The sequence below is a fragment of the Winogradskyella sp. genome, assembly GCF_965656915.1.
In the GTDB taxonomy this organism is placed as follows: Bacteria; Bacteroidota; Bacteroidia; order Flavobacteriales; family Flavobacteriaceae; genus Winogradskyella.
Genome location: NZ_CBFHMI010000012.1, coordinates 52,346 through 63,151, shown reverse-complemented (window position 1 = coordinate 63,151; position 10,806 = coordinate 52,346). Strand labels below are relative to the sequence as shown.

Annotated in this window: 7 protein-coding genes; all 7 read right to left on the bottom strand. The window is 33.8% G+C overall.

The annotated features are described in order from the left end of the window. Positions 1-634: glycosyl hydrolase family 17 protein (locus ACTG3Y_RS05580; protein ID WP_439151935.1), on the bottom strand; the 634-nt coding region annotated here is incomplete at its 3' end. Positions 635-650: 16 nt separating this feature from the next. Continuing rightward, the gene (locus tag ACTG3Y_RS05575; RefSeq protein WP_439151934.1) at positions 651-1,568 is read right to left on the bottom strand and encodes a glycosyl hydrolase family 17 protein; all 918 of its coding nucleotides are present in this window, start codon (positions 1,566-1,568) and stop codon (positions 651-653) included. Positions 1,569-1,587: 19 nt separating this feature from the next. Beyond that, entirely contained in the window at positions 1,588-3,153 is a 1,566-nt protein-coding gene (locus tag ACTG3Y_RS05570; RefSeq protein WP_439151933.1) for an MFS transporter, read from the bottom strand. A gap of 8 nt (positions 3,154-3,161) precedes the next feature. Beyond that, positions 3,162-4,610, bottom strand: a complete 1,449-nt coding sequence (locus ACTG3Y_RS05565) for a glycoside hydrolase family 30 protein (protein WP_439151932.1) — start codon at positions 4,608-4,610, stop codon at positions 3,162-3,164. Between the two features lie 75 nt (positions 4,611-4,685). Further along, positions 4,686-5,960: a glycosyl hydrolase family 17 protein gene (locus tag ACTG3Y_RS05560; protein ID WP_439151931.1), complete on the bottom strand. Its 1,275-nt coding sequence runs from the start codon at positions 5,958-5,960 to the stop codon at positions 4,686-4,688. 86 nt (positions 5,961-6,046) lie between these two features. Further along, positions 6,047-7,234 (bottom strand): glycosyl hydrolase family 17 protein, encoded by a 1,188-nt coding sequence (locus tag ACTG3Y_RS05555; protein WP_439151930.1) that lies wholly within the window; start codon positions 7,232-7,234, stop codon positions 6,047-6,049. Between the two features lie 99 nt (positions 7,235-7,333). After that, positions 7,334-10,801, bottom strand: coding sequence for a hypothetical protein (locus tag ACTG3Y_RS05550; protein ID WP_439151929.1), 3,468 nt, complete (start codon positions 10,799-10,801; stop codon positions 7,334-7,336). Positions 10,802-10,806: the final 5 nt, after the last annotated feature.

Sequence of the window (10,806 nt, the reverse complement as noted above, 5' to 3'; positions counted from 1 at the left end):
CTTTATTGTACATGTCTTTCATATATAACAATGAGTAGTCTAAATCACACCCTTCCCAAAAAGGATAACAATTTGCTAAAATAATATCGCATGCTTCTGTGATTGCAGGTCTCTCTTCGAATTCGTAGTACGCATCTACATAGCCTACAGGAATATCTAAATCTTTAATTGAAGCTTTTACAAAGTATATCTTATCTAAAAGCTCTCCTTCTGTTAAATCACCTCTATACATTACCTCATTTCCTACGGCAGCGATATCAACAACACCTTGATGGCACAAACTAATCAAGCCCTCTAATTCTCTTTCATTAATTTCTGGATCATTACCTAACCATGCTCCAACAAGCGTTTTGATACCCATTTCTTTAGCGATTTTTGGTATCAGTTCATTACCATCAGTACAAGAAAAAGAACGAATCCAATTTGTATATGGTTTTATTATTTCTAATCTACGACGTATTTGTTTTTCGGATAATTGGTCTCCCGGCTCTTGCCCTTCTTCGTAAGGACTAGAACAAAGACCATGAATACCAGATTTTAATGATTTTTTAAATAGATCTTTTAAATCATCTATTGACATCCCAGCATAGTCCATGGATGCTAACGCAAAAAATTTTTCTTCTCTACGAGACATAATTTACACTTACATTTTAGATGTATTTAAGTTTCTCATCTTTATCCCATAAACCCCAATAAGCACCAACATCGCCTTCATCTCCTGTTTTCCAAGATTCGTCAAAAGAAGAAAAATAGAATATTGGTATCTCGTTTTCTTTGGTCCAGTTTACCGTGTCGATAAAGTACTTCATTGCAGCAGCAACATCAGCAATAGCACCTTTGTAACTCCCTCCTTCACTTGGCCAACCTGTTTCTGTAATAATGATTGGTTTTCCCTGCGCTGCATCAACAACTTGACCATACATAGCCTGCATATGACCTAATGAATACTCAATAGGACAGCCTTCCCAAAACGGATATAAATTTGCTAAAACAACATCTGTATTTTCTACCAATTCAGGGTGACGTGAAAACTCATAATAGGCATCTACATAACCTACAGGTATATCTAATCCTTCTAAAGCATCTTTTACTCGTTTTATGTAACCCAACAATTCTTCAAGTGTTAAGTCATTACGATATAAGACTTCATTACCTACTGCAGCCACATCTACATTCCCAGCTTTAGCCAGGGCAATTAATCCTTCAATTTCTTTTTCATTATCCTGCATATCATCACTTAACCAAGCACCTACCAATGTTTTAAAACCCTGCTTTTTAGCCGCCACAGGAACATGCTCATTACCTTCAATACACGAAAAAGAACGTATTGCTTTAACATACGGTTTTAAGATACTAACTCTGCGCTCAACTTGTTCAAAACTAATATCATCACCAGGATTTTGACCATCTTCATACATACTAAAACATATACCATGAAAACCATCATCGAGTGTTTTACGCCATAAGTTTTTTAATTCCTCTTTTGAAAATTTTGATACATCTATACCTTGCGTTGCAATTTGCTTGTAGCCTTTATATTTATAATATGATTCTTCTCTGTAAGACATTTACTTTTTAATTTAATTTTTATAATTCTCCTCTTCTCTTAACTAATTCTTCTTTTATTTTTCTAGCTCTGTCTTCATTTAAACTATATTTCCACATGACAAGCATTGCTAGAGCTGCTGTTGATGCAGGCACAATTATATCTGCTATTCTAAGACGTGTCATAGTTTCTGTTGCTTGTTCTGCAATGTTTTGATCAAAGCCAACAATTTTTAATATAACACCACTTAAAATAATGGCTAAAGCCTGGCCTAACTTTACCATCCACCAATAAATTGCTCCAAAAGTCCCTTCTTTTCTTGGCATACCGTTTTCTAGTTCGTCTAAATCACAAACATCAGCAGTCATACTCATCATTAGGGTAAATAGTCCTCCCATTCCGAATGCGAATAATGGTATAGGCAAAAATATTAACCATGGAATCCCATTACTGGTATCTATACTAAACCATGACATACCTGCACTTTCTAAATATGGGTTTAAAAAATCAAAAATTGAGGCCACACCACCAGTTAAACTTTGTCCTAAAGATGTTTCGTTAAAGCTATCATTAAGTTGAACATCAAATCCCCACCATTTTAGAATATATCCAATAATTGATAAAAATGTAGAAATTAAAAAAGCATTTCTCTTCCCCCATTTTGTAGCCATTTTAGATATAATCGGTATCACAATGAATGCTGTTATAATAGCATTAAGTGTATTAAACCATGCTGGCCAGGTGCCAGCAAGTTCCCAACTTCCTTTATTCATATAAAATACAATAATGAATACAGAGAAAGCTGCAACTAACTGAAATCCGTTGAATACTAAAAATGTTGCACCACAAAGTTTCATGAATGGTTTATTCTTGGACACTTGTTTAATAGCTGCCCACAAATCCTTCATGTTGGATGCTAAAGTTTTAAAATTAATCTCCTTTCTATTCTCCATGTGTGAAGAATCCATACCTCTGCAGAAAAATGCAGGTAAAACGCCGAATAAAATACATACACCACCTACAATTACTGCCATTGTTCTTACTCCTTGAGCAGGATTATCAAAAGTATTAACATCAGGAATTATTACATATAACCAAGGTACAATCATCCAAGCGATTTGCCCCATAGAATTGGCCAAGCTCATTAACCTTGTTCTCTCATTGTAATCCGATGTCATTTCGTATCCTAATCCTACAAGCGGAGTTGCAAACATGGTATTTCCCACAAGGAATAGGATTTGTAATATCATTACATACCAAAAATTAAATGTTTGAGAAGCATTTTCATCTAATTGCCACATTAAAATAAACAGTATTCCACTAATTATTGCACCAGCAAAAATGTATGGTCTTCTTCTTCCAAAACGCGATTTAGTATTATCTGATATAAAGCCCATAACTGGGTCAGTTAAGGCATCAAATATTCTGGGCAAGCCACCTAAAAGTCCCGCCCAAACTGGATCCATTCCAAAGGCTGTTAAAATAAATACTTGTAAATAGACTCCTAGTACTCCTGGTAAAAGATTAAGCACAAAGTGACCAGCACCAAATGCTGCTTTTTGCCCAACAGGCACTCTATCTTTAGCTGCAGTTTTAATTTCTGACATGATTAGATTTATTTGTTAGTTGGTATTATTAATGTTTGAATAGCTTGTCCGCTTATTCTTATATGTTTTGTTTCATCCTTTAGGGATAATAAAAAATCCTTAGGTACCTTTCCTTCATTAAAAATCACGACAGCAATAGAACTGTCTGGATTTTTGCATGCTGTAACCATTAAATCATCATCTGTTTTATCCACGTCAATTACTTCTGCTCCAGGTCTTATATATTTACTGAAATGTGCTATCGTATAATACAATGGTGTAAAATAAACCTCATCTGCGTCCGGATCTACAATTACTGGTGCAATACACCAATTTTTGAACCAGTTAGGCCCACCTTCTCTATCTAAAACCATATTCCAATCAACCCAACCGTCTACCCAGTTATTTAAACATCCAATAATATCTCGTGCATAGCGATTAACTGGTGCATATTTTGGGTGTAAATGTTTGTCTTTTTCTGGTGCCCAAGTCCAACCCCAATCAGTAGCTTCTTTTTTCCAATACCATGCGTCATCTTTCCATACAGGGATTTCTGCGTCTACACAAGCTTCTGACTGAATTAAATATTTATTTGGTGCTTTTTGATGAGCATATTGTAATTCTTCAGGAAAAACTTCAAAAGTACTAGCATACCAATGAATAGCTGTACCATCAAAGTATTTTGATGTTTCTTCGTTTTCAAATTGAGAATCTACCCATTCTTTTAAATGCTCTCTATTTTGATCATAGCCTAAAATTTTTAAATCCCCTTTTCCATCTGCTTCTAACTTAGGACCTAAATGATTCATAACAAAGTTTGTCATTTCATCAGGTGAATAATGCATGCTTTCCCAATTGTTGCCATTTCCTAATGGTTCATTTTCAACTGTAAAGCCCCAAATATCAATACCTTCAGCTTTATAGGCATCTACATATTTAGAAAAGAATAATGCCCAAGTATCATAATACTCAGGTAATAACTTTCCTCCTACCCATTCTTTATTATCTTTCATCCAGGGAGAAGCGGTCCAAGGCGAACCAAATATTTTAAAACCGTCTTTTGATGCAGCCATAGCATCTTTAATAAATGGAATTAAATCATCTTTATCTTCTTCAATTGTAAAATGTTCTAATTCTGTGTCTCCTTTAACCGGTGCATAAGAATACTGGTCTAATGAAAAATCACATGAATTCATGTGTGTTCTGGTTAATGAATAAGCAGCTCCAGATTCACTAAAGTAAGCTTCAATAATTTTCGCTCTGTTTTTCTTACTCAACTTATTTAATAAATATGCTGAAGATTCTGTAAACGCTCCTCCAAATCCTGTAATCGTCTGGTATTTCTTTTCTGGATTCAACTTAATTGTAGACGTATTTTCTGAAACCGTAAAGTCTGTTACAAGTGTTAACCTATTTCCACTAGCTGATGTTTCAAACACCTCTACCTTTAACTGTTCTTGTTTATCAGTGCAACTCATAATTAATAAGACTAAGAAAAAAGTCGAAAAATAGTTACTTAGTTTCATGTTGTTTATATTTTGATATACTCATATTTATTCCTTTACAGGTGGCACCAAAACATCCTTCATCATTGCTTCCTTATCACCATTATAGGTTTTAGTTATCTCATTTCCATTTCTCGTTAAACCATTAAATGTTCCTTTATCAACTTCATCCCATAGCACATACTTTGCTTTTCCATCTACTTTAAACAATCCAAAGCGCTTTTCAGAATTCCCTGAATTTTCTCCACCCTTCCAAGGTTCGTCAAATCCTTCAAAATAAAAACAAGACAATCCGGCATCATTAGTCCAATCGCGCATGTGCTTGTAATAAAGTGCTTCTTTGTACTCATCACATGCTTTAGATCCGTCTTCGCCATAATGGCCATCTGAAAAACTTGCCCATCCTGTTTCACCAATATGTATTGGTTTATTTACGCCGAGACTTTCCATATAATTTTTCACATTATGGTACTGTGTCATCGCATATTCTTTTGCTCTTATCATAGATGCATCGATCTTTTCTAAATCCGTCATACCCTCTGTGGCAAATGGCTTTTGCCAGAATTCAGGTTGATAATGTGTATCGTGCATAGGATAAGTATGCATTGAAATAAAATCAACGGCCTTTATTAGTTTATTTAAGTCTTCTACATGGTATTCTTCACCACCACCTCCCCAAGAAGCAAAATTATCTGAACTTGTTATCCATAAATCTTTTGGTAGCTTAGCTTCTTTTTTTAATTCTTGAAGGTAATTAACCCATTTTAAAATAATATTCGGCTCAACATAATAGCTTGCAGCCCACTTAACCATCGCCTCGTTACCGACTGCAATTATTTTTATAATATCTGGATATTTATTAGCAAGAGCTACAGCTCGTTCAATTTCTGCTGGATTTTCTTCATTTTCTTGGCTGTGAATCGGGTCTCCGTCTCCGGAATAAAATGAATTTTTACAGTCAACCCACGCACCTAACATAACGTACATTTCAAATTTAGAGTCTTCTTTTTTCATTTCACTTATAACTTTTACCAGATTTGCGGCTTGTGGCTTAAGTAATTTATAGGTACGAATTAGCTTTACTCCCATTGCCGAAAGTAATTTCATATCCTCTTTAAGTTCTTCTTCTGTTGGCTCGATGCTATGATCTGCATATCTGTAGCCACCATAAGACATAGCTAAGTACTCTGGATTACCCAAAATATCCTCTGCTGTTAATTGACTTTTTGTTTGCATCTGCTTTTTTGATTTGGAATTTTGGTTACAGGACAAAATAAAAATCGACACAATTACTGTTATAAAAATATGTTTACTTAATTTCATGTTTTAGTCTTTATATTTTCTTTTATCTCTTTTTGTTCAGCAGTCCAAACTGTCTTTGTATGCCTTTCTAATTGCAATAAGGCTTCTTATCTACTTGCTAATATCTCATACTCTAAAGGCGGAACTAATGCATCTTTTAAGAGTTCTTTTTTATCACCGTTATACGTTTTTTTTATAAGGTTTCCATCTCTAGTTAAGCCTTCAAAAACACCTTGGTCTACCAAATCCCATATCGGATATTTTGCTTTTCCATCTATTGTAAATAAACCAAAATGATTTTCAGATCCGCTAGCATTTTGTGCATCCTTCCATTGTTCATTGAAAGCTTCAAAATAAAAACAAGTAATACCAGCTCTGTTTGTCCAGCGCCTCATCAGTTTATAGTATAGTCCTTGTTTATATTCATCTGTAGCTCTTGATCCATTTGGTCCATAATGACCATTAGAAATAGTTGCCCAACCAGCTTCTCCAATATGAATTGGTTTATCAACACCTAAGCTTTTAACATAGTTAAATACGGCTTCATATTGCCGTTGAGAAAACCGAACAGAGCGCTCCATAGTCATTTCAATTTTCGTTGTATTTGGCATATGCTTGTGCGCATCAGGTACCGCCCAGAATTCTGGATGATAATGAGAATTATGATATGGATAGGTATGCATAGATATATAATCAACAGACTCAATTAACTTTTCTAAATCCTCCACATGATATTGACTATCACCACCTCCCCAGGATGAAAAATCATCTGAACTTGTTATCCATAAATCTTTACAAAGTTTATTCTCTTTCTTCAAATTCTGTAAATGATTCACCCATTTTAAAATAACTTGAGGTTTTACATAATATGAAGTTGCCCATTTTACCATAGCTTCATTACCAACAGCTATAATTTTGACTATGTCTGGATATTCATTAGCTAATGCAACTGCTCTTTTAATCTCACCTGCATTGTTTGGGCTTTCAACATCATGATTTGGTTCCTTATCTGTCCATGCGTTCAAGCAATCTATCCATGCACCTAGCATAACATACATTTCGAAATTAGAATCTTCTTTTTTAAGTTCCTTTATGGCTTTTAAAATATTAGAAGCATGAGGTAACTTAGGCTGTACATTGTAAGTTCTAATCACCCTAATACCCATTGCAAATAAGATTTTTAAATCCTCTTTCAACTGCGGCACAGTAGGTTGAATTTCTCTAGTTTTTTCGCGATAACCTCCATAAGATATGGCTTGATAATCTGGATTTCCTAATATATCTTTAGCTGTCACTGCTCTCTTTAATTTGGGTTAAAGTCTTATTGACTTATTATTGTTTTTATTGCTATGCATCATGAACATTGGGTTTACTCACTTACTCATGATGCTTTATTATTTTAAATACGAATCCTTAATATGAACTTTCACAAATTCAATATCTCCAGATCGACTGAAAATAGCTTCACTTGTAGATTTATCGAGACCAAGCGTACTGTATGTCTTAGTTGACCCATCTCTATAAATAGCTTCTGCTTTATTATCCTTAGCTACACAGTAGATCACAGGAACTTGGCAGAACGTAAATACTAATTCATTAGTTTCTATTTCTAATTCAGACTGATTTCCATCTACCGTTATATAGTTAAAAACTTTTGAATCACTAAGGAATTCATCTTTACGCAACATAGCAGGATTAAATACTAATTGTCCATCCTTAATAAAAACACCAAGTTCTCCAAAACGGCTAAGAATATCTTCCTTTACCTGTCCTGTCATTCCCGGTTGTTGAGCACCTTTTCCTGCTGGAGTATGCGAGTAAGGGTCAGTTGGAAATGCGCCATATAATTCAGGAGATTTATGTACACCTATACCTTCGTTTATCTCGTAATAGTGTTCTAATAATCTACCAATGACCTCGTCACTTTCATCTTCTTCAATAGCTTTTTGACAACACTCCATAACTGCCAAGAGCAACTTAGATACCATGTGCCAATATATAGAACCTAGTCCTTCATAACCATAAAAAGTACCTGATCTACCTGTGAAGGCCTTATGATTAAAAATATCTTCAAAAATTTGAAAGATTTTGTTTAGTTCCTCTTTTGCTAAAGTCTCGTAAGTAATCCCATTTAAACCCTCTAATCCTTCTTTTAAATCATTAGCGTTCTTAAAGTTACCGTTGAAATGATACTCACCGTTAACATCTTTTTCTATGATTTGAGCATTACCATCTGAAATTAATTTTTGCAATAATTCTGACTCATTAACTGCATTTGATGGAATAGTATTTCTATCCATAAAACCTTTAAGGTTTTTAAAAGGGTAAAGAATATAGCTGTATTGATCTTCTCTAAATAATTTACTATGTTTTAATCCATCTAAAACTTCTAGATTTTCTTTAGAACTTAAATGACCAGAACTCAACACAGCAACCTGACCCTCTAACATTTCCTCTAAATATGAGATGCTCACTTCATTATCCTTAACTGTCATTAGGTTGTAGGCATGAAACAAATTGTCATTTCTTTTGTTGGCATCAATTGAATGCTCTAAATGCTTAAGTGCTGATTTAGTAAACGATTTAACATGATCTAGATCTAAGTTAGATTTTTGACCTGAAAACGACTTATTATAAACAGATTCTCTATATAAACTACCTGCTTTACCAAGTTCATCAAGAATTTTTTTCCTTGTAGCATTATCAATTGGTCGGTCTAATTTATTTTCATTTTGTTCCAAAGTTTCTTTTACAGATTTAAAAAACCTGGCGAGCTCTTCGGATACTTCAACACTTTTGGTTTCTGCATTTTCAAAGACATTTTCAAAGAATTTTAAAAATCGTCTTAAATAATTTAGGGTTACCATAGAAACACCATTACCAACTAATGCATTGTTGGCATCATTCCATTCAGGTCGTTGCGTATTCATCCAAATACCACCTTCTGGAATGAAATTGGAAAGCTTTGCCAAAGTTGAAGCGAGTATTTTTTCTATAAAATTAGCCCTAACTATATTTCCATTTTTATATCTAAGTAATGCACCATCTGCACCAATTTGATCTCTTCGTTCTCTAATGCTATGATCAGATTTCTCATCAAACTCTATAGTGTCTTTTGGGTTTTTTAATAAATCTTGATACTTTTTTATTCTGTATGGTACGTCAGCATAAACGAAAAGTTCTTTATTAAAGTAACCTTCCAAACTTCCAGGTTTGTAATCTTCGATAAACTCTAAAAACTTAAGAAGATATATGATTTGATGATCTCCCCAATATCCAATATAAGACCATGGGTCGTCTGGCTCAATGGTTTCCCAATCAAATCCACCTTTTGTAACTCGGTATGGATTATAACCATCAAAAGTTGTAGCATTTAAAAACTTATAAATCATACTTTCAATGAACTCTGGATAAGAGCATGCTAATGCCTCCCAATTCTGAAATATATCACGCCAATTCCCTTCATAATCTAATATTTTAGAGCCATCTACTTCATCTCTTGTGTTAATAGAAAACTTATTCCAAGGTCTACTTGGGTCACCATGCCTTCTACTAAATTTTAATGGCATGTACTCTAAACACAAACGTTTAAAATCTTTATCTGAACTACTATTTGCAACTTCCTTAAGTTTCTCTAAAGTGAATTTCTCTGGTAATGATTCAATAATCTCAATATTAGCCTGAGCCACTTCAGTATTGGCATTGAATAAATACTTTTTTAAATCCCACTGTTCTATGGTATACCCATCATCAAAAACACCTCCACGCATGATGTTAAAAAGTGTATTTGAAAAATGTCTTGTATCCTTAAAATTATCTGATGTTAACTGCAAACCGTCCGAAGATGCATTTAGTCTAATTAATTTCTCTGTACCTAAGGAAATGTTTTTGTTAAGATCTTTCATCAATAGATTAGTATTTTCTTTTATCTTATTCGAAATTTCAACTATACCTGAGTGGTCTTGATTAACGTTCGCCACTATAACCCAATCAGTAGAATTTCTTGGCAATACATCAGCTTTCGAGTTAACAAAATAAGCTCCTTTTTCCGCTTTGACATCAGTTTCTTGTTGTACGTTTTCAAAACTTCTGAAACTATCTAATTGCAGTGAGGACAATAAATATGTTGGATTCTCAAACCCTAATGACCAGGCAATATTTGCCTTTAAAGCCTCACTTGGCTCTGCTTTATCTACAATGATAGCACTTAAAGCAAAAATACCAAGACCAGAATCTTCGATCAGTTCAGTGCGTTTATAGGCATCTACTAAATTACTACTTGCATTTTGTAATGCACTACTGACTCCATAGGGTAAACAGTTTTGAATACCGTCTAAGATATTTACTTCTATTTCTTGTTCTGAATTATTAATGAATTTAGATTTTTTCACAAATCCAAATAAGTTACTTGAACACCATTGGTATCTGAAAACAACATTTAAATCGATATTCTCTTCTTCAAAAATGACAGAATTTCCGTAAACGCTTTTATATAAGTTTCTTTTGACTTTATATCTATCCTGAAATCTAATTGAAAAAGGTTCCCAGATATACTTCTGACCATTCTTTTTAATTTGAAAAATAGATTTTGAACCTGTTATCTCGGAAGATTCGGTAATCTTATCATCTGAGTAATACGGAAATAATGCATATTCAGCGTTTTTTCTTCCAGCAGTAAGTCCACCATTACTTGAAATAAACATCCAGTGATTAGAATCACTGACAATGCTCATAAAAAACGGTCGCATTTTATCACTATTAGAAATCTTAAAGTAAGCTTCGTTACCTATTGAGACTTGCTCTAATTTTACTTTTTTATTTTGTGTACTATTATTTTTCAAAGAATTAGGGTAATTTGTCATTAGAA